Origin of the sequence: Changchengzhania lutea (assembly GCF_006974145.1) — a bacterium.
Classification (GTDB): Bacteria; Bacteroidota; Bacteroidia; order Flavobacteriales; family Flavobacteriaceae; genus Changchengzhania; species Changchengzhania lutea.
On sequence record NZ_CP039456.1, the window covers coordinates 3887567 to 3912342 of the forward strand.

Here is a 24776-nt window from a genome sequence, read left to right on the forward strand (position 1 = left end):
AAGATGTTCCTTAAGTTAAGCCCCCCTGTTTTTTTGGTAATTACCTTGTTAGTTTCATTAAAATTTTGCTGTCCTAAAGAAGATGATAATCTTATTGTGTATTCTAACACCAGAAATATAACTGCTTCAATTCAAAGTTTAAAAACTATTGTAGTTGATACTCCAATCACGGTTGGTGACTATTTTGAGTTTTTAGATTCTATTGTTTGTAAATACGATTCTTTAGTATCGTATAAATTAAGCGAACATCTTTTGGTTAGGGCAAACCCCTGGATTATAGACACACTTAAAAGTACTGATTATTATAGAATGAAAGCACAAGATTCATTTGTATATAATCAAAAAAAGATGATTGTTTTGCGCAAAGGAACTTCTATAATAATCCCCGATTCTACTAATGCTATAAATCTTCTAAACTCATTCAAAAGGACTAGTATTGATATAAATATCCCTGAGTTTAAACTGCGCATTTTCGAAGATTCTATTAAACGTTATGAATTTCCAGTTCGAGTTGGAATAAACCAAAAGAAATACCTTAAAATGGCCGGTAGAGCTGTCGATTTAAAAACTAAAACGGGTAGTGGTGTCATTGCAAATCATGTTCTAAATCCGAGCTACTACAACCCAGTAAATGGACATCGATATTTTGTAACCAAAAGAGATGATGAAAAAGTTACCAAATTACCTCAAATTCCTTTTATAGAAACTGAAATAAATAGTATTAGAAACGGGCAACTAATTCATCCAACCACCAACCCTATAACATTAGGGAAAGCCTATTCCAATGGGTGTATTGGCACAAAAGAAGCCGATGCTTGGGTTATTTACTATTATGCCCCAATTGGTACAAAAATAAATATAAGATACGATTTAAACGTGACGGATGAAGAAGGTAAAAAAGTAACGTTAAAAGATATTTATGGTTTCAATAAATGATTACCCGTTTTTATAGAATTTGTTAATTCATTTTCCGTTTTCTTATTGTCGTTCCAAAAACCTAAATTAAATGGTCGTATCTGCAATATTGGCCAAAGCTTCATCAGTTAAAAAAGCGTGATGACCCTTAATTTATACGTTTGGAACTGCATTTAGTTTTATAAGCATATCATCCTTTGGATTGGACTTGCAACAAAAAGTCGGACAAATTTTCTAAGACCTATAATCTGGTCCAAATGCAGATTTTAAATTATTTTTTTGCATAATTATATATAAAAGCATATAGCTATAACATAATTACATTAAATATATGCAATTACATATAATTTAGTGTATTTGTCTTCAATTATATCTAAAAACATATAGAACTCATCTTGACTTTTTCTATTTCCTAAAAAACGGCTAAAATTCGCCCATATTTCGTTACTTTTTTTATTCGTAGCGATGCTATGCCTTTCAAAAAGTATCTCATCTGTACAAATTTTATCTCGTTTTCGGTTAAAAACAAAAAGTCAAGATGAGTTCAATGAAAGAATTATTCAAATTTTTAAAAACACGTAGAAGAGAAGTAAATCTTACATAAAAAGAATTTACTGAATGTACAGGGGTTGCCTTAACTGTTGTTAGAAAGATAGAGCAGGTAAAAACAAACTTGAATATGGATAAGGTTAACCTTGTATTAAGCATGTTTGGACATAAGCTTGCAGTAGTTAGTTCTAAAATACTAGAAGATAATGCTAATTATATAGTTCAATATCCAGAACAATTTATAACATTCTCTATACCAGCAAGATAAAAACCTTATAAAGATAATAGACTGTTCCCTTTTTTGAGGGTTTAATCCCCAAAGGTTGGTTATTAAATATCGCCACAAAAAACTGGAAGTTAAACCCAAATGACCGTATGGGATTATTACTAGCCTGTTGTGAAAATTGCATTGGAGCAATAAGTGTTACGTAAAGAACCATCGTTAAAAACGGTGGCTTTGGTTTTCAGATTAGACCCAATGGGTCATAACTATGATGTTCTTGATATTTGACATATCGTCTTATAATTGATTCATCTAATCCTACTGTGCTTAAAAAATATCCTCTTGACCAAAAATGATTGTCCCAATATGGCTTCTGTTTCAGGTTTGGGTATATTTTGAAAAGTTTGATTACCATCTTCCCTTTCAATATACTGTAGGCTTCCCCTTTTTAGGACACGTTAAAATTCGACAAATAATTACATTTTTTTGAAAACCTAGCTGGCTTTTGGAAACTAGTCCTTAATCTGATACTATATATCAGCATTCCGTAAATTTAAGATTATTTTGACAGTTTAAATATTCTTTTGGCGTCAGTTTCGTGTGGCTTTTAAAAGTGGTAAAAAATGAATCATAGGAAATAAAACCTACCTTACCAGATAAATTTTCTAACATTGAGGCATCTAGACTCCCTTGATCAATAAGTTTTAGAGCATCTTCTATTCTACAGTAATCTTTATATTGTTTAAAAGAAACTATTGAGTGATATTTAAAAATATAATGAACATGACTTGAGGGTATGTTTAATAGCTCTACAAAATTTTGATACGAAAATTTAGTGTTTCTAAAAGGGTGTTTTTCTTGAACAATATTTTCAATATCAGCAATATAAGGCAACACGTTTTTTATGTTACAACTATGCTTCTTGTTATCAAGTTTTGAAATATTCGCTAAATCATATATCCAGATACTATTGTTAACCGTTGTTATTTTTTGAATTTCTATTAACCTTTTTTCTAATTTTGGATACCCATATAAAATTTCGGGATTAATCAAAATTTTACCATAGACAAACAACCAAGGTATAATAGTTACAAAAGAAAAGTTATGTGCTTGAAGTAATTGATTGGAAATCTTTTCAGAATAGACTGAATATAAAATTCTTAAAAATAAAAATGTTGAAATTATAAAAACAAAAAAAGTCCAATTTTTTATTAGGTAATAATGTCTTAAGTCAACGGACTTACTACAGTCTTGCCTCCATAAGTTCTTATAAAGAAGATTAAAGGACAAAATTAAATAAGCTAAAAAGAATACAACCAAACTCATAAAACGTATGTTTTCAATTGATTGGTTTTTTAAAATGGGAAAATATCCTTGCCCTAAATTTAGGACTAAAATCAAAAATGGATAGAGGAAATGGATTAAATCCTTTTTGTGAAAATATTTATAATCTTTGATTAAAGATTTAAAATATAGATATAAACACGGCACAACAGTAAGGTAGACTGGTGAAATGTATTTTGGATTTAGAATAGGTATGGTAGTGTTGGTAATTTCCAAAAAACCAATTAAGATGTTTCTAGTTGAACACAAAACAAGAATGACCACCAAATAAATATTAACTAACTTATTGGATCCATATGAAAATAACATCAGTGATATCACAAATAAACCTAAGATGCCAACTAAAATCAAGGTTGAGTTCACAAAAAAAGGGGGCATGATTTTTATTTTTTGTTTAATTACAATTTAAATATAACGTTTTAAGTTTACAAAATTTTTAAAATAATTCTATTCGTTAAACATTTATAAATAAACTTCTAATAGACTTGCGTCCTCTGCGCTAATTTTTAAATGATCTATACTGGCTGGAAGCAATAATGTTTCCCCATTTTTTATGCTATAAGTGTTGTTTTGATGCTCTATCTTTAAAGAACCACCGACACACATATAGATAACAAAAGAATCAATATCTGCATAATCCCTTTCTATTTTGCCTGAAACATTAATAATATTGGTTTTAAAATAAGGTGAGTGGACTAACTTATTGGAAACATTAACATGGTTATCATACTTTGTCTTATAATCATCGTAAGCTTTAAAGTCAATGGCCTTCATAGCTAAATCCGTATGTAATTCTCTTTTCGCTCCTGTTTTCTTATCAACTCTATCATAATCGTAAATTCGATATGTTATGTTCGATGTTTGTTGAATCTCAGCCAATAATACGCCAGCTCCAATGGCATGTATTCTTCCTGTAGGGATATAAAATGCATCTCCCTTTTTTACCTTTTCTATATTTAATATGTCGCTTAAAGTTGAATTGTTAAGGTGCATAATATAGTTTTCTTGTTCAACTTTTTGATTAAAACCAACTATCAATTCAGCATGATCTTCAGCCTCCATCACATACCACATTTCATTTTTTCCCACCCCAAATACGATAGCTATAAACTGGATTAAATTTTAAAGGATATAATTCCATTTTGTTTTAAGATTATTTTATAATTAAGTATTTATTGGACTGAATTGTTAATTCTCCAAGTAAAATATTCTCGTTCTTTTCTAATGTTATTTTATTAGAATTTTCACCAAAATTAAAGTAGCATTTAATAGTGGTCCCTTTAAATGTTCTGGAAAACCCTATGACACCATTTAAAAAAGACAATTGTTTGTATTTACCATATTGAAGGGCTGGCTCTGAATTTCGCAAAGCAATGAGTTTCTTGTAATTGTTTAATAAAGAATTTTCATCTTTCGCTAAAGATTCTACATTTAAACAGGTATGATTTTCATGAACCTTTATCCAAGGGGGTTTATTTGAAAAATCAGCAAATTTGGTAGCATTCCATTGCATCGGACTTCTAGATTTATCTCTGTTATGCTTATTTCCTATTATAAGGGCTTCTTCCTTAGACTTTCCATTATCTAAAGCCAAATGATAGTGTGTTCGACCTTGAATATCCATCATTTCATCTATTGAATTTGCTTCAATGTTCTCCATGCCAATTTCTTCTCCATAATATATAAAAGGAACGCCTTTTGCCGTTAGCATTAAAGCTGCTAAAGTTTCAGCTCTTTCAGGATTATTGTTTGCCAGACGATTTATAAGACGTGGCATGTCATGACTTCCAAAAAATAATGTTGGATAGTTGCTCATGTTTTTTTCCATGCTTTGCAACTCATCAAATATTCGTTGTGCAGAAAATTCAGAAATACTTCCAAAATTAAAATTGAATATAACATCTAATAATTCTGTCCCTTGATATTGTTTTAAAACGTCAATTTTATCGCTTCCTATTTCTCCAACTATAAAACGGTTATCGTATTCATTAACGGTCGCTCGGATCCTTTTCATGGCCTCTTTAACACCTTTTTGATTAATATCATTTAGGTGTTCCTGTTCTCCTTTTTCATTTGTTGGATTGTCTAAAGTGATACCTTCTGTAGTCAAAAAGTTGATAACATCCAACCGAAATCCGTCAACACCCATATCCAACCAAAACCTTAGGACATCCTGAATTTCTTTAACAACTTTTGGGTTTCCCCAATTAAGATCAGCCATTTTAACATCAAACTGATGGTAATAATATTGGTTTGTTGTGCTATCCAATTCCCAAGCAGATCCACCAAAAAAAGACTCCCAATTATTGGGTTGGTCTTTCCAAATATAATAATCCCTGTAAGGATTGTCTTTTGATTTTTTTGACTCTTGAAACCATTTTGATTCGGTAGACGTGTGATTTAACACCAAATCCATAATTATTTTGATGTCTTTTTTATGTGCTTCATTTAAGAAAAATTTAAAATCTTCCAAGGTTCCATAAGTTGAATCGATTTTATAATAATCAGAAACATCATATCCATTATCTACTTTTGGCGATTGTAAAAAAGGCGTTAACCAAATCCCTTTAATTCCCAAGTTTTGAATATAATCTAATTTGGATGTTAATCCTTTAAAATCGCTATAACCATCGCCATTGCTATCTTTGTAACTGGGCATATAAATTTCATAGAAAACAGTTTCTTTCCACCATGTTTTATCTGATGAACCTGAAATAGTCTTTGAATTGCATGAAGAAATCAATAGAAGACATAAAAGAAATGGAACAACCGCTTTCATGCGCTATGCTTTCGATTTATAGTGATAATCTATTACCACCTCATCTGCATATAATTTTCCGCTTTTCTCTGAAATAACAGCTTTTTGAGGAACAAAGATCAATAAAGCTGAATGCTCTTTGGCGACATTAAAAATAAAACTACCTATTACATTTTCAGCAATAAATGCTCTTTGAATGGCATCGTAAATCTTTAATTCTTGTTCTCCTGTTGAAATGGTTACGGCTTTAACTTCTGGATTTGGATTGTAATATAGATATGAAGGATGTGCTTCGGATTTATAAAAATCTGTTGCTAACAAATCTAACTGCAAGATATTATCAACGTTGGTTTTAGAAATAATGGCTCCCGCAATGCCTACATGCCCACTTCCATAAACACTGAACTGAGACACTTTCGGGTTGTCTTTGTTCCAATGCATGCCATCTCCAATGGCTACAGGGGCTTCAATATGTTCATACTGCTCATAATGTGCTTTTTTAATAAGCCCTTCGTAGGCAATGACGCCTTTAGTATGTGCTTTCTCTTCAGGAATTGTTTGATGCTCGTCTGGAATTTCATTAGGATAAAATAATCGGGATGCATTGGCTGCGTTCAACATCCATTTCCCTATAGCATTTGCATAGCGTTGATCGTATCTAACCATGGGCACTAAAGGCCACATAGTATCATAGGTATTCATTAAAAACCCAAAACCTCCATGATCTACAGTGCTTCCAACAATTCCCGAAATATCATAACCATTCCAATTGTCAACGAGAACGCCCCAACCTTTTCTACAAACCGAGGTACCATCAAAAGTCCAATCCAATATTTTTGAATAGTCATAATTGGTGTCTTCTTCGGCATTTAATCTGGCCGCTACATAAGCTCCAAAAGGCATTAATATTTCATAAAACCTATTTTCTTCCAGGTTTAAAAGTGCTTCTAATGATGATTTCGCAGCCTCTAAGTATTTTGGATCATTAAATTTCTGATAGGCGGCATACAATACATAAGCATGTCCTGCAGCCACATCTTCTTGTGCACAAATCCAATTTTTAGTGGGTTCCATAGTGGCGTAATTAAAAAAGGAATAGCCGTAATCACCATTTAAAACAGCATCAGCCTCATAAAACTTATCGGCTACAGAACGTAAAATAGGTTCAAAACCATTTTCGTTTGGATAAAAATCCGCTACCGCATAAAACATCACGTTGGGGTACACATCATACCACCAATCGCGGGCATAACCACCACCTAATTGAGCTACTTCTGGGCAGGTATTGTTCATCATAATATCCCATTTCGTTTCAGAATTGAAATAATTTTTTAGCATGCCTGTATAATTTTCACCGTTCTGGTTCGATTTATCTACACCTACCAAACTGCCCCCTAACACCGAACCAATACTCGCCAAGGATTCATGAAAAATACCATCATAATGTGCTATTCCTTGTCTAACATCTCCCATTGCTGTATAAATCCCGTAGGTTTCTTGATCTACATTTTTACGGGAATTATCTTTCCAGATTAAGGGCCAATACATTCCTGTTTGGTTGGGGTCGTACACCAATCTATCATAATCTTTTGCTATCTGGTGGAAGTCGATAATCTTAAATGGTTTTGGTAAATTGGGCATGGCATCAATCCTGCTCAAATGAAGTTGATCGACTGGATTTTCTATAGTTAATTTTGATGCTTCGGTTTTACATGAATAAATACCCAAACCAATCATTAAAACTAGGATGTACTTCATTATTTTCATCTGTAATATTCTTTTTTTATTGAACTGTCGTAACATCTACCTCTATAGCATCTTTATTTTGAGTGCCTATATTTTTAGATGTGAATGTTTCATTTTCTAATGTTTCTTGCTGTTTTAAAAGCTGCTTCGCAATAATTATGGAAAGCAATTGAAGTACACCAATAATCAATAAGGCGTATCTTAATGCGATGTCCGTATTTATATAAAAAGCGATCACCAAAAAAGTACCTGCTCCTAAAAAACGACCGACAAACAGACCAAATTCATGATTTAAAATATAGGAAAACTCATTTCTGTTTTCTATTGATGAAAGTAAATCTATAACTTTTAATTGAATAGGAAAATAAGCAATATCAAGAACCGGTCTCGCTATCAATAATAAAAACATAAATAAGATGACGCCTGTTGTATTAAAAAGCAACCCATTAAAAAATGATGCTAAGAAAAAGCAAATGAGCCCCACGGAAAAAATAGCCAATCGGTGTTTGGGTTTTGAATATTTCCCTAGAAGCAGCATAATTACAGCGGCTATAACGGCGCCTATTGATATTGCCGAACCCAATGCGCCTTCTGATTGGAAAAATTTCATCATTAACATGGCAGGTGCCGTAACTATAAAACCTTGTGCCAACCCCTTTAATACGGCCAATTGAAGCATTTTTTTCCAGAGTTTGTGAAATTTAAAATATAAAAACTTTTCATTCTTTGGTTTTTCATAGGTCCCAAAATGAAATACGATAGATGCTAAAATGGTAATTCCAAAAACAATCATGGTTATCACCCTATAAGCTGAATTAACACCTTCATTTGACAAATCGCCTTCCACTTCCCCGCTCATTAAAAACCATCCTATAAGGACAGGTACCGTAGATGCAATGATGGTGTAAAGAAATGTTTCTAAACCATAATAAAAATTTCGTGTTCTATCTTTTGTGGTAGCTAGCACCAAATAGTCTCTATTGGCCCAATACAGCCCAAAAGACATGCCCATAATTAAACCGGCAATGGCTATTCCTGTATAATTAATTTCATCTAAAGACATCATAAACACCATGGAAACACCACTTAGTATCATTCCCAAAGAAAATAATCTTTTGATATTGATTTTGTTCAATAAAAATCCATTTATAAAAAAAGTAATGGGAATCCCCACATAAATTGCCAATTGATATAAAATAACTTTTGATGGATCGTTAGAATTTCTCATGATGTACGACGCAACAAAAATATCGATTACGGGTAACACAAAAGCATAAATGGTATTTGTAAGTATCAGTATTTTTGCACTTCTCGTAAAATCTTTTAATCCTACTTTTGCTAAATCTATCATTATTGTCCTAGTGTTTTTAATATTTGATTCATTGAAAAGCTAGCCAAACAGACATGTTCATCTGATGCTCCATAATACATTTTGATGGTATCTCCATCGACTATATGTCCGTTGGTAAAAACTACATTTCCAAAAAATCCAGTTTGTTCATAACTAGCAATGGATTCCATAATGGGCTCTTCAGAACGCGCAATGACTATTGAAGGGTTTTCTAAATCCAATAAAATGGCTCCTAAACAATAGCGGTTTCCCTCTGTAGCACCATGATAAATTTCCAACCACCCTTTATCCGTTTTAATGGGGGCAGCCCCTGCCCCTAATCGTTTGCTGTCAAACTTACCAGCTCGTGTTTTTGCTATACATTTATGATTGCCCCAATGCACACTATCTGGGGACTCTGCAAGCCATATATAGTTTCCCCCTAGTTCTGGGCTGCTTGGTCTATGAAGCGCGAAATATTTACCATTTATTTTTTCTTCAAAAATGGCGCAATCTTTATTGTGCGGACTAAATATCATGCCCTTCTTTTCAAAATTTTTCCAATCCTTTGTAGTCCTTAAACCAACGCCTACACCATTGGGTGACACCATAGTATAGGTTAAATAATAGGTGTCTTCAATTTTTGAAACCCTACAATCTTCAATACCATAACTTTCATAGTCGCCTTCTCCAAAAAGTGACGGATATAGTTCTGATGCTTCGAAGTTGGTTCCGTCGTCGCTAAAAAGCAATCTAAGGTGGGATATGGTTGTTAAATAATCTGTGCCATCATAACTGATAACTCTGGCATCAGATGCATCCAGCTTTGGTTCATCTAAGTCGAAATCCAAAATTTCCACTTTACCAAAGTCATTGTAAATGGGTACGGACAGGAGGCCTTCTTTTTGAACCGTACGTTCTGCCACCCTTACAAGAAGCCCTATTTTTCCATTAAATTCAAACACGCCGGGATTTAGCAAACATTCAATGATCATATTCTCATTGCTAGGTTCTAAATCTTTGGGAGACAATAATGGGTTTTGTTTATATCGAATTGCTATATCTGCCATATCTCATTTAATTTAATATTGAAGAATAAAAAAAAGAATATCGTTTTTTTAGGGCTTGTTTAGAAATCATAAAAAAGAGAAGTAGTAATTATAAAAAACAACCACTTCTCTACAAATTAAACTAAACTCAAAAACAATTATTTATAAAAAGATGTTTAATAACCTGGATTTTGTGTAATTGCACCTCCAGATCTATCAATATCCAGTTGTGGAATTGGATATAAATTATGTTTATCCTCGAAGTTTCTTCCAAGCCCTGTTAATACTGCTTTAGCTGTTCCCCATCTTTTTAAGTCGTTAAATCTTTGAGATTCCCAACCTAATTCAACTCTTCTTTCGTGCATTAACCAATCCTTTATTTCAGATGCATTTGTTGAACTTGCTCTGTCTGGTAACGTTCCTGGAGGTATTACAGATCCATCAGCTGTTGAACTTGTTCTTGCTCTGTTTCTTATTTGATTAATTATGGCAATGGCTCCAGATAGGTCCCCAGTTTCAAGAAGTGCTTCAGCTTTCCATAATAATACATCGGCATACCGGATAAATACTTTATTTCCAGGGCCATCATCATTACCACGATAATCTGTTGTAGATCCTAATATTTTATTTGAACGTTGATTGGGCACATCTATGGTGTATAATAATCTTGGATCATTGGTTTCAAAAGCAGCTAAAAAATCACTTGTTGGCGCAAAAAAGCCCCATTCTGTTGGTGCACCAAGACCATTTCCATTTCGTGGTGATTCTCCTGTACGGTGATCATAGGCGAAAATCACTTCATTTTCGGTAAATTCTAAATTAGCATCAAAACTGTCAAAATATTCTCCATTTAGGTTATAATTTCCTAACCCATCCAATTCCGAAATTAAAGTTAATACTTCTGGCCAATTCTCATCATACAATGCTATTTTTCCCTGTAAAGCAATAATAGCCCCTTTTGACACTCTCCATGGATCTGCTGGATCTGGGTATTTTGCATTGGTTGCTAATGTCTTAGCTGCTGTTAAATCTGAAGCTATTTGTAGCTTAACCTCGGCTGCAGGAACTCTAACGGAAAGCTCAATTGCAGCTGCAATTGATTCTGGAAAAGCAAGCACCAGTGGCACATCTCCAAAATTGTTTACCAAATCAAAATAATAATAAGCTCTTAAAAAATAAACTTCAGATAATAATTGATTCTTACGGGCATCACTCATGCCTGCTTCTTGAACAAATTCAGTATCGGTTAAAAATTTTATGGCAAGGTTCGATCTAGAAATACCTTCATAATCAAATATCCAAATTCCTGTGGGACCTCCATTCACCGGCGTAAAAGTAAAATTACCAATTTTATCCATCCAAGCTTGATCACCGTCAGGATTCCATTTTTTATTCATATCATTAGCCGCCATGTCCTGTACAATAATATCACCTCTAAATACAACTCCTAAATTCCATTGCCAATCAGGAACAACACCATTTAAGGTGTTTTTAAGTGGTCCGTAGGCTGTGGTAACCGCAAACTCTAATGTAGTGATTGATGGTGTTGTATCAAGTAAATCTTCAGTGAGAAACCCTATAGGCTTTTCATTTAATTCATCATTGCAACCTACGAAGGTTGTAAAGAAGAATATCAAAACGAGGCTTTTAAATATATTTTTCATGATTAACAATTTTTTAAATTAAAATTTAATATTTACACCAAATAAAAATGATTGAGAAGAAGGATAGGTTCCTTTATCAATTAAATCTGTAGTTTCGGGATCTAAGCCAGAATAATCCGTTGAAGTAAAAAGATTTTGAGCAGAGATATAAAGACGCATATCTTGAACTAATGGTACTGATTTTATAGTATAACCAAGTTCAATATTTTTAAGACGTAAATAGGATGCGTCTTCTACATAAATACTTGATGGGTTAGAGCTTCCATTATCATCAAATGTAACGCGGGGTATGCTGTTGCTGGTTCCTGCCCCATCCCAAGCCCCTAGAATAGCTGTAGTATAGTTAAAAGGACGTGTATCGTAATCTACAATTTTCTTGCCATCGTTATATCTATCTATACCCTCAACACCTTGAAAAAGCATAGAAAAATCAAACCCTTTATAATCTGCAGACAATGATAGCCCATACGTAAAGTCTGGTATTGATGAACCTATAATTTCTCTATCCTTATCCAGAGAAATTAGTCCGTCTCCATTTACATCTTTAAATTTAATATCTCCAGGCACTACACTATTCCCTGCGGCTAAATGACTATCTATCTCTGCTTGATCTTGGTATATGCCAATCATGGTAAAGCCATAATAAGAATTTATTGCAGATCCAACTTCAGTTCTTATTTGATCTCCTGTAATATTAGGTACTAGCACATTAAGGGCTTCAACTTTATTTTTTAAAGTAGCAAAATTTGCATTTATACCGTATTTAAATTCATGATCTGAATTTCTATAATTTGCTGAAAATTCAAATCCTTTATTACTCACTTTACCCGTATTAAAAATAGTAGGATCAATAAACCCTGCTACAGATACAGGAAGACTTATATTTAGTAAAATATCGTTAGTATCCTTTGTGTAATATTCGGCTGTTAGTGCCAATTTATTATTAAATAAGCCTACATCAAGACCAATATTTGTTTGGGTACTGGTCTCCCAACTTACATCAGGATTCGATAATCGAGACTGTCTAACCAAACCATTTTCTTGAGATATCAATGGTAAGTAACTATAGTCAGGAATGTTTTGGTTTCCAAGTTGCCCCCAACTTGCTCTTAATTTTAAATTGGACAACCACTCTACATCACTTAAAAATTCTTCGGCAGAGATTTTCCAACCCGCTGAAAAAGATGGAAAATATCCCCATTGTTTGTCTTCTGCGAATTTCGAAGAGCCATCTGCTCTAATATTAGCAGTAAACATATATTTATTATCATAAACATAGGATGATGATGCAAAATATGAGAATAATGCGAATTCTGAAGCACTTCCCCCATTTCCATCATCTTCTAAACCTCCAAAATCTAAAAATCTAAATTCATTAGTAGTAAATGGAAAACGACTTCTACTAGCACCTATTCCAGATTCTAAATTGTCTATAAATTCCATTCCAACCAAGGCTGTAAAATCATGTAGGTCATTAAATGTTTTTGTATAGTTCAAGACATTATTATAAGTAATTGTATATTTCTCTCCTCTACTTTCATTTAAACTGTTAGGCCTGTTATTTCTACCCATCAATTGTTCTGCAGGGGTATTTCCACCATCTGGATCACCAAAATTTGCATGAAAGGATTTGTCATGATAAAATGAATAATCGATACCCAAATTGGTTCTGAATGTTAGATTTTTATCTTTTAAAAATGCATATTCTGCATATACATTACCAAAGGTGTTAAATGTTTTTCGAACATCGTCTGTAAAAAACACTTGAGCAATTGGATTACCAGGTCTGTCAAAATTTTGATCAAATCCTGTAGGTGTGAAAAATGGCAAATCGGTAAAAGGATCCCTTTCTGAATAGGTAGGGTCATTAACATCTTTATAAACCGAAAGAATAGGAGCCCTTAATAAGGCAAACCTAATAACACTCTCTCCTGTAGACGCTATGGCATCTTGTGTTGTATGAGATAATTGAACATTTGCTCCAACTTTTAAACGCTCTGTTAGATTTGCATTAAGATTGGTTCTAAAATTAATTCTTTTGTATTTATCTCTATCAAAAACTACAGCACCGTCTTCATCGTAATAGCCTAAGGACATTAAATATTGTGATTTGTCACTGCCTCCACTAGCACTCAATTGCAAATTTTGAGATCGTCCAGTTTCAAACAATTCATCAAGCCAATCAGTATCTGCTAAATCTGTTCTACTTTTATATGCTGTATAGGGATTGGGATCAGTTCTATTAGAATTATTATAAGCTTTTTCTACTGTATTTAGATATTGATCTGTATTTAATAAAGTCGGAAGGTTAGTTACATTATGAATTCCTGTAAAATAGTTTACATCAAAACTAACTTTTCCTTTTGACCCACTGTTGGTCTCAATAAGTACCACACCATTACCTGCTCGTGCGCCATATACTGCAGCGGCAGCAGCATCTTTTAGAATAGTCATTTTTTTAACATCTCCTTGATTTAAAAAACTAATATCTGTTGTAGGAATCCCATCAACTACATATAATGGGCTTCCATCCAGAAAAGAGTTTTGACCACGAATTTGTATTTGAATAGGTGCTCCAGGAGCCCCAGAATTTGATGTTACCTGTACGCCTGCAATTTGTCCTTGTAAGGCTTGCGCAATATTAGGGACTCTTGTTTTTTCAAGATCTCCCAAATCAACAACCGAAACAGCAGATGTAACATTAGATTTTTTTACTGATGAATATCCTACAAGGACAATCTCATCAAGTGCCTGTGAATCTTCAACCAATACGACATCAATAACTGTCTTTCCATTAACAGAAACTTCCTTTGTTGTATATCCTAAAAAGCTAAAAACCAAAATGGCGTTTGGTTCTACATTATCGATGGTATAGTTACCATCAAAATCGGTCACCGTTCCTTTAGAGGTGTTTTGTACAATAATGTTTACACCAGGTATGGCACCATTACTATCTGAAACAGTACCTGTAATTGTTTGGGCCAGCACAGTTCCCCCAAATAATAATACACCTATTAAGAACAGGTTATAAATCATATTTTTTTTCATAATAAGAACATTTTTAATTGATTCATCATTTGAGTAGTTTTTTTCATAATTCTAAATAATTAAGTGAATTGAATTAGTTAAGGTTTTGTTGTATGGTTATGATTAAAAAAATCACATGATAAAGGTATCAGGGTAACATGGCAAATAGTGTACACTATTTGCCCAATAGTGTACACTATTTACTAATAACCTTGTTTTAAGGTAATTAAAATGGACTATTATTGAATTATTCTTGAATTATTCTTGATTTGATAATTCTTAGGAGTACTGCTATACATTTTTTTAAACTCCCTATAAAAATAAGATCGGTTATTAAAACCTGATCGATAAGACACCTGTGAGACGGTACAATTGCTTTTCCGCAATAATTCGGCAGCATATTTTAATCTAATAGTTCTTATTAAATCTGCAGGAGAAAAACCAAAGTTTTGTTTAATCTTCCTGTACAATTGTGAATTACTAATCCCTAGCTTTTTTTCAATAAATAGACTTTGCATATTCTCATTATCTATATTATCACGTATTAAGTTAATAACGTTTCGCAATAATTCTTTATCATCATTATGAACTTGGAGGTTGTTAATATTTTCTATAAACGTATCTTGAGATAGATGTTTTATTATAAGTTCCCTTTCTTCAATAAGCTTTTGTACTCTAACAAGAATATGGTCTGGGTGGAATGGTTTTGGGATGTATGAGTTTGCACCACTTTCTAAGCCTTCAATACGGTGTAAAATTGAACTTTTTGCGGTAAGCATTATTATAGGTATATGGCATGTTTTATTATTTTTTTTAACTTTTTCACAAAGCTCTATACCATCCATAACAGGCATCATAACATCTGTAATAATGATATCGGGTAGCTCATTTTTCATCATTTCTATGGCCTCAAATCCATTATTGGCAATTAAAATTTTATATTTTTCTTTTAATAATTCATTCAAAAACAGTTGAATTTCTTTTTCGTCTTCAACGATTAATATCACTTTACGTTGCTCTAAAAAGGCTTCTAGTGATGACATTTTATTAAATGTATCTTCAGCTTCATTTGGGGTTTCTTCAAGAATATTTTTAAGATAATCTGAAATCAAAATTTGACTTCGCTCTGTATCAAATTCATGGTCACTAAATGATTCTTTAGAGCAAGGAAGCATGATTGTAAAAACGGTCTCTTTATCTACCTTACTGGAAACATGAATTTTACCTTTTAATACGGTTACTAATTTTTTAATATATGCCAACCCAATACCCGTTCTAAACAAACTTGTATCAGAATCATAGATGCCTTCAGCTAAGAAAAATCTATCAAATAAAGATTCTAGTTTTTCTTTAGGAATTCCTTTACCAGAATTGGACACTTTAATGTGAAGTGTTTTTATAACATCACCTTGAATATTAAACTGTAGTTTGATGTTTCCATTTTTGGGCGTATATTTAAAGGCATTGGACAACAAATTAAAAATAATTTTTTCGATTTTATCCTTATCGTACCAACCTACTAATTTATTTGGCAATTCTAAATCATACGCAATATTTTTATCTAATGCCCATTCATCAAACAATTCTGCCATCTGTTCAATCAAATTAACTAAATCAAATTGCTTTACAGTGACTTCCAAATAATCATACTCAGCTTTTCTAAATTCGAGTAACTGTTGTGTTAAAAAAAGTAGTCTTGAAGAATTTCGCTGTATCATATTTATGAACTTCTTACTTCTTTCTCCCAGATTCTCAGATTCCGCGAGTTTTTGAACAGGCCCCACTATCAAGGTTAAAGGTGTTTGAAATTCATGGGCTATATTTGTAAAAAAAGTCAGTCTGTTTTGGTGAATTTCCTCTTCACGTTTTTGAAGAAGAATATTTTTCCTTAATTTATACTGTTTACTAAAATAGCTCCATACAAAAAGGAGAAAAAGACACAGTAAAATAAAATAAATAAATAGTGCCATGTTGGATTGCCAATAAACAGGCTTGATTTTTATGTCAATGGCATGAACGGCATCACTCCAAATGCCATCACTATTGGACCATTTTAACCATAGTGCATAAGATCCTTTGGGCACATTCGTAAAAGAGATGATCCTTCTATTATTAATCGTATTCCAATCTTGATCAAAATTATCCAGTTTATAGGCATACTGACATTTTTCACTATTTATATAAGTTAAAGCTGCTAATTCTATATCAAAAAAGTTTTGGTCGTGCTCTAAAACAATAGATGGATATGTCTTTGAATTTGTAGATATAATGAGACTTTGATAATAGGGAGCGTCTTGATTTTGACCACTAATTTTATCGATAAGAAGATCTGGTATCAATTGGGATTCTTCTATTTTGAAAGGTAAAAAATAGTTAAATCCTTTGATTCCACCCATAAAAACAAAATCTGTACTATTATTTTGATAAAAAGCCCCATCTGCAAATTCATTATTTTGCAAACCTTCATTTTTAGTATAGTTAATAAATTTTGACTCCTTGAATATAAAATTAGATACCCCAAAATTGGTGCTTATCCAAAGATTTGATTCTTTATCAGAAACAATCCCATGAATGGTGTTATTGGGAAGCCCTTCATTAACCGTAAAGTTTTTAAATTTAGGTTCCTCTCCATACTTAAATTCTTCTAACAAATTCAGGCCCAAACTCGTGCCTATCCAAAGGTTTTTATTTGCATCCGTATGAAGACATAAAATATCGTTATTGGATAAACTTTGTAAATCGCTCTTACTATTTTTGAATGTTTTAAACCTACCTGTTTTTTTATTAAAAAGATTTAATCCTCCCAATCTTGTTCCTAACCAAAGTTCATTATTGCTTTTTGGAACTATTGAAAAAATAATATTGCTGCTTAAAAATCCATTTGCGCCATTTGCAGCTAGGTATTGCTTAAAATCGGTAACTTTTAAAGTTCCGCCCAAACGGGAAATTCTAAAACGAATCATTCCATATCCATTGGTTCCAAGCCAGATAAATCCCTTTTCATCCTGATAAATGGCATACGTTGATTTAAAATATTCACAGGCTTCACTTCCCACAATGTCCTGCCAATTAATGAGCTTTGAATTTTTTAAGTCAAAAACATTCATTCCTTCGCCATCCGTCCCAATAAAAATAAGATCATCCTCTCCTTTACAAAGTGAAAATACGGCATTGTTTATGGCGCTATTACTTTCATTGAAATGCTGATAACTTAATGGTTCATTTGGATTTAGATAGAATTTTGAAGGAAAACGGAATAAGCCCTTTCCTTTTGTTCCTACCCAAAATGAATTTCCTTCCACTTCTAAAAATACCCTGACAATACCCCCATCCATTTCGGGGACCTGTGCTTTAGAAACAAGATGAAACACTTTGTTAAGCGGGTTCATTTTAAAGAGCCCATCACCATCAGTCCCTGTCCAAATTATATTTTCAGTTCCTTGTATTAATGTGGTTATTTTTTTATTCTTTAAATTTTTAACCCATGCATTATTGGTAGTTGTTCCTAAGCTATCAATTATAAAATATCCTGAATTATCATGTAATAAAAGACCTTCTTTAGTACTGGATATAATATTTTGAAACGCACCTTTATTGATTTGCAGCTCAGTTTTGTCTTTAAAAGAATATAGCACCGTACTTCCTGAAGTAGAAATAAAACATATTTTATGGTTAGACAATACCCCAAAATCCTTGACACCATTTAAGATCTTCTCAATTTTAGAAACTATTTTTGCACCTATCTTAGTTGTGTTTATTTTTAGGGAATAGAGTTCATTATTATCCAATAACAAAAGTAATTCTCCAGTTGGTGCAAATGTCATTTTTTTAATAGCGTTCGTGGGAAGGTTTTTAGTATCCAATAATTGGAAATCATTTCCATCAAAATAACCAATTCCCCAATCTTTAACTGCGCAATAAACCTTTTTGGAGGCATCAAGCGTCATGTTAAACTCGGATTCTGAAAAAAGAGGTTTATCTTTTCTCGAAAAGTAATATCTCTTAAATGTATTTGACTTTTTATCGTACCTATTTAACCCGTGCATGGTCAATACCCATATACACCCCATGTAATCTTCATCAATTTTTAAGATTACTTGATTGGAAAGACTATTTTCATTATTTAACTCAGGTCTAAAAATCTTGAAATCTTTCCCATTGAATCTGTTTAATCCATCCCATGTGCCGATCCATAGTAAATTTTCAGAATCTTGAAAAATAGTATTAACGGAACTGTTCGAAAGGCCGTTGGTGTTATCTAACTGCTCATTATAATAGTTTCCCTTATTGGTTTTTAATGAGTCAGAAAAAATATCCAACTTACTTAATTTGGCCTTTAATCCTAAACTATCAATTATTCTTTTTGATGATTCAGCAGATTGCTGTTGTATATTTAAAATAGTATGTGATATTCCAAAGGATTTATTTAAACAAATAATGACACACAATAAAAAGAACCACACTTTATTATATGTTAATAAACTTCCCATTTTCTAGATATCAAATTTATTTAAAGAATAACACAAATATAAATCAACCTTCAAGAATAAAAGGTAATTAACTTTCCCTATTGTTGAAGTCTTATATTTTTTACTATGAAGTCATCTTGACTTTTTAAGTTTATGAAATTTCTTTAACCCAATTACTATAAAAGCTAGGAAGTTAAATCCTTTCCAGTTTGTTATGGTTGTGTCAAACCTGTTTAGCAAAGACCTAAAGCTGTCCATCCAAGCATTGGTTCGTTCGATGCAGTAACGTTCTTCATATAGTTTTTATCAAAACAATGGTCATTTTCATCACTTGATCCGTTTCGTTTGTTTCGAGCTATATTGGCAATGATTCCTTTGCGCTCGCATTGATACCTCAATTCTTGAGAATCAAATCCAGCATCAGCATTCATGAATAGGCCATCTACTGAAATATCGGCCCGTTCCAATGTAGCGGTAACTTCCTCAAAATGGACCTCGATTTCAAACAGGTCATTATGGTTACCAGAAACTGGTTCTGACATTGCCAGCGGTAAGCCTTGCGGTCGGTTAGATATAACGAATTGGTCGTTCTGCGCTTCTTCCTTCCTTGATAGGCCACTTCTTCTCCGCCTTTTAAAGCCGTGGTATGACCGCCATCTAAATCGCCGCTTGATAGATCCAGCACTGATTTGTTGTTTTTCAAAAGCTGTACCCAATAAGATTTCCATACATCCTCTTCACACCATTTGCGATAATGACCAAAAACGGTTTTGTAATGCAATACCACATCACTGAACAAACTTTCAACAGGCAAATATTCCCACTGGACTCCAGTTTTTAGCTTATACAATATGGCATTAACAATCTCGTAAAGAGGTGCTTTGGGCTTAAAACCTCTTTTTGTCTCTGGTAAATATGGTACAATTTCCATTTCTATCATATCTTTGCTCAGTACTTGGTACACGGGGTTGTGGTTTTTATGTTTCGCAACACAAATTTCTGCAACCCTTTCTTTATTATAAAAAAAGTCAAGATGAGTTCTAAGTATTAAAAATTCGTTTAAAAATATGATTCGCAAAATAAAGAGCATATCGCACTATGTTTAAGCTGATTAAAAAATTAGGCACTTGATCCCTGATAACTTAATCGGACTGCTTCTAATTTGAATTCTGTACTGTAAACATAAGCTCCGAGTATTGTTATTTCAGTTTTAACATCTTCTCCTTTATACTTTCTGTAAACATCATCTACATCAAAGCTATCTAGTAAAACTTGAAGCATTAAAAAAGCCTCATTAATCTTTTGACTAATAAGGCTTAACTGTATGTTGATTAAATTGTTTTCTATATTCGGCGGTTTTGCTAATTGCAGTGTGTTATTCCAATGCTTTGGATTAATGAATAATCCTATTAAAATTCTTTCCTTTTTTTTAAATATGTTACCCTACATCTTATAGGACACTTTCCTTGCTTATTCAATCTAACTTTCTGCAATAGAAACAAGATTGATACTTTATAGTTGTTCATATTGTTTAGCTTTTTATGGTACACCTGAAGTAAAAACGGTACACCCAATAGCACACCTAAAAAGATGTGAATTGATTAAATATTATATTTTATAAAAACTCTATTTATAGTCTAATAAAAAATGAGAAGTATAGTAAAATAAGAAGAAACCATTAAAAACAAGAAATCCCTTCCAACTAAATGAAAGGGATTCTGTGAGCCCTGAAGGATTCGAACCTTCGACCGCCTCCTTAGAAGGGAGGTGCTCTATCCAGCTGAGCTAAGAGCCCTCAATAAAGAAAAACAACTTGTTTTTTCTGGTCTGCAAATATAAATTGGTATTCATTATAAACAAAATAAATTCACTTAAAATTTAATCGTTATTTTTTGGTATTGGTACGCTCTTGGAACAATAGAAGCTAACTCATGTCATATCAAATCAATGAAATACAAATACTGTTCCTTGTATATATAAAAAACACTCTTAAAGAGAGTGTTTTTTAATGATTTATTATAATTTCTAGTCGCTAACGCCTTTGCTATCTAATAAAAAGTTTTTTAAATAGAACCAGAAGTCCATATTTTCCAGCAAACTTAAGTGCAGACTGAACCCAACCAATAGGTTGTAAACTCTCCTTAAATTCGTTTTTAACTCCTAGAAGTTCTTCATATGCAATTTGACGCTCCAATTTTTTAACATTGAGATCATATTCAATTTCCTCAAAGCTATTATAAATTTTATTATCTGTTCTAGTAGTCATAAATGCTTAATTGAAAAATTTCTTAGAGATTTCTTGAATGACACGCCTATCAATAAAATCCCTCTTATAATGAATAACGAACGCTATGATTAAAAACACAACCCCCACTATTACATAACCAAGAGGTAAATTATTTAGAGCGTTACCAATGGCAATAGCCGAAGCTATAGATAGAAACATTAAACCAATAATAAAAAAGCCACCAATAACAAATACCTTAGTCATTAAACTAAGTGAAATTGTTAGTTGTTGGAAGATTTTTAACTTATAATATTGATGTGAAGTCTTAATAAATTTTTCACCAACATCTGAAGCTTTTGCTGTATTATCGTTTAGCGACTCTAATATGCTCATACTAATTAGGCGATTGGTGCTGTTGGATTATTTTTTTGATATCTTTTATTTTTGTCTTTTAATCCTTGTAATTTACTTTCTAAAGTTGTAATGACATCCTCAGCCTTATAACTAGCATTAGACATAATAGATTCAACCTGCTCATCTAAAGTTTCTTTTTTTGATGAGATTGTAGTTGCCGCTTTTTCCTTTAAGTCTAAAGCCGTTTCTGTTAATTTTTCCTTAGCTATTAATGCTTCGTCTGTTAAACGCTGTCTTGTCTTGCTTCCTTTGTCTGGTGCAAAAAGAATTCCTAGTGCAGCACCTATGGCACTACCTGCTATAATTCCTAAAAGTGTATTTCCGCTATTGTTACTCATGATTTTGTATTTTTTATTTATTAAACGATTTCTTATGCAAATATCGTTATAAATATCGATGTTTATTAACTGTAATCATTTAATTATTGACTTGAAAAGAATACGTAACATTTATCCGAATGCCACACGCCTAAAAAGGAAATAAATTAAGAAAAATGTCGGGATAACAGGATTAATTCAAAATATACAATCCATTAATGCAAAACATATTAAAATCAAGTCCGGGGGTAAATCAGTATCCTTAATGCCTAAATTCAAAACTTCCAAAGCTTGCTGACCGTCTTCAACTATCTGTATATCTTCTGTGCAGCCCACTTTTTTAATTATATACTTGTTGAGAGGGCATGAAGTGCCCGATTATCATCCACAATTAAAATTATGTGTTAATTTGTTTTAATCGTGAAATAAAATACACTGCCCGTATTTGGATTGGGTTCCACCCAAATTTCCCCTTTGTGCAATTCGACAATTTTTTTGCAATGCGCAAGGCCAATCCCATCACCCTCATAGTCTTCTTTATTATGCAAACGCTGGAAAATAATAAAAATCTCTTCCTTAAATTTTTCATCTATACCAATACCGTTGTCCTTAAATTTGAATAACCAGCCATCATCTTGTTTTTTAGCTGAAATATGGATTATGGGGAACACATCTGGTTGGCTATATTTTAATGCGTTGCCAATGAGGTTTTGGAACAATTGTTTCATTTCAGTTGGATAAGCCTGTATTTCCGGTAGTCCTTCGCAAGTGACAACGGCTCCTTTTTCGTGAATAAGTACTTGCAGATCGTCTTCTATAAGTGACAGTAGCTCATTACAATTCACCTTTTCCAATGTTCTTTTACTGCCTATTGTTGAATACTCAAGTAATCCTGTAATTAGACTTTTCATTCTTTTGGTAGATTGCCGAATAAAATTAAGATATATATCGGCATTGTCACCCAATTTATCTTTGCACTCTTCTTCAAGCAGGCCAACAAAACTACTAATAGTATTAAGGGGCGCTTGCAAGTCATGCGAAACGATATAGGCAAATTGCTCTAACTCCTTGTTCTTACTTTCCAATAATGTTATCGCTTTTTTTATTTCAATAGTTCCTTCAGCCTTCTTTTGCTTCGTAATATCCTGAACTGCCGACCAGATTAAGGCCTCACCATTTTTACCGTTTATTTTAACCCTATTTAGTAATACGGGGTATCGATGTCCATTTTTATGGATATACTCTTTGTCATATGATCCAAAAGCATTGTTTTTTTCCAACGAATCGAACTGTATTTGTTCTTGAGCATGATATTCATCAGGAGTTAGATCCCAATAGGAAAGATTATTCAACTCATTGACAGAATATCCAGTAAACCTCGAAAACTCTCGATTTACTTCGATGAATTTCCCTTGCATATTATTTAAGGCTATCCCCACTGGGGCGTTATCCAAAAAACGCTTGAGTTTAAGCTCATGTTCTGCAAGTGTGTTTTGCTGTAATTTAAATGCTGTTACATCTCTTATAAGATATTCAATGCCAAGGAAAATACCATCTTCATCTCTTTGCATCCTGGAATTAATCAAAACATGTAATAGGCTGTTATCTTTGGTATAAAGATCTGTTTCAAAATTATTGCTAGACCCTGTTTCCTTTATTTGAAGCAATCCATTGTTTCTGTCTTTTTCATTCATAAACACTTTCAGTCCTTTTCCTATGACTTCTTCTGGTTTGTAGCCAAAAAGTTCGTAAACGGAAGGTGAGATCATTTCAATGAAGCCATCATTATCCACTCGAATAAAAACATCATTTATGAATTTAAATATGTTATGAAATTTATTTGCTTTCTCTTTAAGCACGATTGAAGCTTTGTTTTTATCAATATCTAATTGATACAACTGAAGTGCCCCATCTATTGTTGATTTCATTTCCCTAAAATCGAAAGGTTTATTTATATAACGGAATATCCCTATGTCATTAATGGCCTCTTTTATTACCTCAATATCAGCATAGCCTGTTAATAAGATACTTTTTATATCTGGCCATTTTTGCTTTGCCTGTTTTAAGAATTCTATTCCCGACATATTTGGCATGCGCTGATCGGTAATAATAAGTCTTATAGGATGTTGCTCTAGTATTTTAAGTCCTTTTGCCGCAGATTGTGCCGTGAGAATATGGTAATGACGATTAAAAACCGTTTTAAAAACACTGATGTTACTGGCTTCATCATCTACATAGAGTATTTTGAGTTTTTCTATTTTCATAATTGTTTAGCTTTTTTAGGGCTATAAATTGTAAATTCAGTCCCTTTCCCTAGGTACATTTAACAGTGGTTTTTGGTTTTTTAAAACTAAATACTAAAGATTTTCCAACATGCTTAATACTAAAGGTTTGGTAAGGAATTTTTTTACAAAAGGATATTGAAATGAACGTTCAATATCTTTTGGGTCATTAGAGGATGAAAGCATGATTACCTTGCATTGGGTTCGAATGGCTTCCGGAAATTTTTTAAATGCTTCAAGAAACCCAAACCCATTCATTTTAGGCATCTGGATGTCAAGAAAAATAGTATCGGGAAATTCTTCAGGATTATTTTTTAGTGTATCTAAAAATTCTAAAGCATCTATACCAGAGCTCTGTACGTTTATTTTTTGTGCCATGTTACTTTTGGTAATGCTGTGTTTGGCAATGTAATTGTCAATTTCATTATCGTCAATTAATAAGACATGTTTCATAAGTTGGAT

Annotated in this window: 17 protein-coding genes, 1 tRNA gene and 2 pseudogenes; 2 read left to right on the top strand and 18 right to left on the bottom strand. The window is 32.7% G+C overall.

Annotated features, from left to right (window positions below; all coding sequences use genetic code 11):
* The first annotated feature begins 3 nt into the window (after positions 1-3).
* Together FAF07_RS17410 and FAF07_RS17415 are read left to right on the top strand one after the other, a co-directional pair.
* The gene (locus FAF07_RS17410; RefSeq protein WP_142786320.1) at positions 4-936 is read left to right on the top strand and encodes a L,D-transpeptidase; all 933 of its coding nucleotides are present in this window, start codon (positions 4-6) and stop codon (positions 934-936) included.
* A gap of 685 nt (positions 937-1621) precedes the next feature.
* A pseudogene (locus FAF07_RS17415) lies at positions 1622-1896 on the top strand (HipA N-terminal domain-containing protein).
* Between the two features lie 32 nt (positions 1897-1928).
* On the opposite strand, the gene FAF07_RS17420 reads toward FAF07_RS17415, so the two are convergent.
* The 18 genes and pseudogenes from FAF07_RS17420 to FAF07_RS17505 all read right to left on the bottom strand — a co-directional run bounded on the left by FAF07_RS17420 (position 1929) and on the right by FAF07_RS17505 (position 24767).
* The gene (locus FAF07_RS17420) at positions 1929-2102 is read right to left on the bottom strand and encodes a transposase (RefSeq protein ID WP_246067732.1); all 174 of its coding nucleotides are present in this window, start codon (positions 2100-2102) and stop codon (positions 1929-1931) included.
* Positions 2103-2224: 122 nt separating this feature from the next.
* The gene (locus FAF07_RS17425) at positions 2225-3013 is read right to left on the bottom strand and encodes a helix-turn-helix domain-containing protein (protein WP_221930765.1); all 789 of its coding nucleotides are present in this window, start codon (positions 3011-3013) and stop codon (positions 2225-2227) included.
* Between the two features lie 480 nt (positions 3014-3493).
* Complete coding sequence (locus FAF07_RS17430; protein ID WP_142786322.1) at positions 3494-4093, bottom strand: class I mannose-6-phosphate isomerase; 600 nt, start codon at positions 4091-4093, stop codon at positions 3494-3496.
* A gap of 91 nt (positions 4094-4184) precedes the next feature.
* Positions 4185-5810 (bottom strand): alpha-glucosidase, encoded by a 1626-nt coding sequence (locus FAF07_RS17435; RefSeq protein WP_142786323.1) that lies wholly within the window; start codon positions 5808-5810, stop codon positions 4185-4187.
* Positions 5811-5813: 3 nt separating this feature from the next.
* Positions 5814-7547, bottom strand: coding sequence for a hypothetical protein (locus FAF07_RS17440; RefSeq protein ID WP_246067733.1), 1734 nt, complete (start codon positions 7545-7547; stop codon positions 5814-5816).
* A gap of 25 nt (positions 7548-7572) precedes the next feature.
* The gene (locus tag FAF07_RS17445) at positions 7573-8886 is read right to left on the bottom strand and encodes an MFS transporter (protein ID WP_142786324.1); all 1314 of its coding nucleotides are present in this window, start codon (positions 8884-8886) and stop codon (positions 7573-7575) included.
* Entirely contained in the window at positions 8886-9935 is a 1050-nt protein-coding gene (locus FAF07_RS17450; protein ID WP_142786325.1) for a glycoside hydrolase family 130 protein, read from the bottom strand. Before FAF07_RS17450 ends, FAF07_RS17445 begins: the two co-directional genes overlap by 1 nt.
* Before the next feature lie 155 nt (positions 9936-10090).
* Complete coding sequence (locus FAF07_RS17455) at positions 10091-11578, bottom strand: RagB/SusD family nutrient uptake outer membrane protein (protein ID WP_142786326.1); 1488 nt, start codon at positions 11576-11578, stop codon at positions 10091-10093.
* A gap of 18 nt (positions 11579-11596) precedes the next feature.
* A complete protein-coding gene (locus tag FAF07_RS17460; protein WP_142786327.1) occupies positions 11597-14626 on the bottom strand; it encodes a SusC/RagA family TonB-linked outer membrane protein in 3030 nt (1009 codons plus the stop codon).
* A gap of 218 nt (positions 14627-14844) precedes the next feature.
* Complete coding sequence (locus FAF07_RS17465) at positions 14845-19095, bottom strand: hybrid sensor histidine kinase/response regulator transcription factor (RefSeq protein WP_142786328.1); 4251 nt, start codon at positions 19093-19095, stop codon at positions 14845-14847.
* A 111-nt stretch (positions 19096-19206) separates the two neighbouring features.
* Positions 19207-20014 (bottom strand): annotated as a pseudogene (locus FAF07_RS17470) (IS5 family transposase).
* Positions 20015-20193: 179 nt separating this feature from the next.
* A complete protein-coding gene (locus FAF07_RS18930; RefSeq protein ID WP_246067734.1) occupies positions 20194-20355 on the bottom strand; it encodes a hypothetical protein in 162 nt (53 codons plus the stop codon).
* Positions 20356-20795: 440 nt separating this feature from the next.
* Positions 20796-20869, bottom strand: a tRNA-Arg gene (locus FAF07_RS17480).
* A 249-nt stretch (positions 20870-21118) separates the two neighbouring features.
* A complete protein-coding gene (locus FAF07_RS17485; RefSeq protein ID WP_142786330.1) occupies positions 21119-21340 on the bottom strand; it encodes a DUF6327 family protein in 222 nt (73 codons plus the stop codon).
* Positions 21341-21346: 6 nt separating this feature from the next.
* Positions 21347-21694, bottom strand: coding sequence for a phage holin family protein (locus tag FAF07_RS17490; RefSeq protein ID WP_142786331.1), 348 nt, complete (start codon positions 21692-21694; stop codon positions 21347-21349).
* 5 nt (positions 21695-21699) lie between these two features.
* On the bottom strand, positions 21700-22053 hold the full coding sequence (locus FAF07_RS17495) for a YtxH domain-containing protein (protein ID WP_142786332.1): 354 nt from the start codon (positions 22051-22053) through the stop codon (positions 21700-21702).
* Between the two features lie 383 nt (positions 22054-22436).
* Positions 22437-24296, bottom strand: coding sequence for a PAS domain S-box protein (locus tag FAF07_RS17500; RefSeq protein WP_142786333.1), 1860 nt, complete (start codon positions 24294-24296; stop codon positions 22437-22439).
* Positions 24297-24389: 93 nt separating this feature from the next.
* Entirely contained in the window at positions 24390-24767 is a 378-nt protein-coding gene (locus FAF07_RS17505) for a response regulator (RefSeq protein WP_142786334.1), read from the bottom strand.
* Positions 24768-24776: the final 9 nt, after the last annotated feature.

Coding starts and splice junctions, on each gene's coding strand:
- FAF07_RS17410 (WP_142786320.1), top strand. CDS start 4: ATGTTCCTTAAGTTAAGCCCCCCTGTTTTTTTGGTAATTACCTTGTTA.
- FAF07_RS17420 (WP_246067732.1), bottom strand. CDS start 2,102: ATGGTAATCAAACTTTTCAAAATATACCCAAACCTGAAACAGAAGCCA.
- FAF07_RS17425 (WP_221930765.1), bottom strand. CDS start 3,013: ATGAGTTTGGTTGTATTCTTTTTAGCTTATTTAATTTTGTCCTTTAAT.
- FAF07_RS17430 (WP_142786322.1), bottom strand. CDS start 4,093: ATGGAGGCTGAAGATCATGCTGAATTGATAGTTGGTTTTAATCAAAAA.
- FAF07_RS17435 (WP_142786323.1), bottom strand. CDS start 5,810: ATGAAAGCGGTTGTTCCATTTCTTTTATGTCTTCTATTGATTTCTTCA.
- FAF07_RS17440 (WP_246067733.1), bottom strand. CDS start 7,547: ATGAAGTACATCCTAGTTTTAATGATTGGTTTGGGTATTTATTCATGT.
- FAF07_RS17445 (WP_142786324.1), bottom strand. CDS start 8,886: ATGATAGATTTAGCAAAAGTAGGATTAAAAGATTTTACGAGAAGTGCA.
- FAF07_RS17450 (WP_142786325.1), bottom strand. CDS start 9,935: ATGGCAGATATAGCAATTCGATATAAACAAAACCCATTATTGTCTCCC.
- FAF07_RS17455 (WP_142786326.1), bottom strand. CDS start 11,578: ATGAAAAATATATTTAAAAGCCTCGTTTTGATATTCTTCTTTACAACC.
- FAF07_RS17460 (WP_142786327.1), bottom strand. CDS start 14,626: ATGAAAAAAAATATGATTTATAACCTGTTCTTAATAGGTGTATTATTA.
- FAF07_RS17465 (WP_142786328.1), bottom strand. CDS start 19,095: ATGGGAAGTTTATTAACATATAATAAAGTGTGGTTCTTTTTATTGTGT.
- FAF07_RS18930 (WP_246067734.1), bottom strand. CDS start 20,355: ATGCTTCAAGTTTTACTAGATAGCTTTGATGTAGATGATGTTTACAGA.
- FAF07_RS17485 (WP_142786330.1), bottom strand. CDS start 21,340: ATGACTACTAGAACAGATAATAAAATTTATAATAGCTTTGAGGAAATT.
- FAF07_RS17490 (WP_142786331.1), bottom strand. CDS start 21,694: ATGAGCATATTAGAGTCGCTAAACGATAATACAGCAAAAGCTTCAGAT.
- FAF07_RS17495 (WP_142786332.1), bottom strand. CDS start 22,053: ATGAGTAACAATAGCGGAAATACACTTTTAGGAATTATAGCAGGTAGT.
- FAF07_RS17500 (WP_142786333.1), bottom strand. CDS start 24,296: ATGAAAATAGAAAAACTCAAAATACTCTATGTAGATGATGAAGCCAGT.
- FAF07_RS17505 (WP_142786334.1), bottom strand. CDS start 24,767: ATGAAACATGTCTTATTAATTGACGATAATGAAATTGACAATTACATT.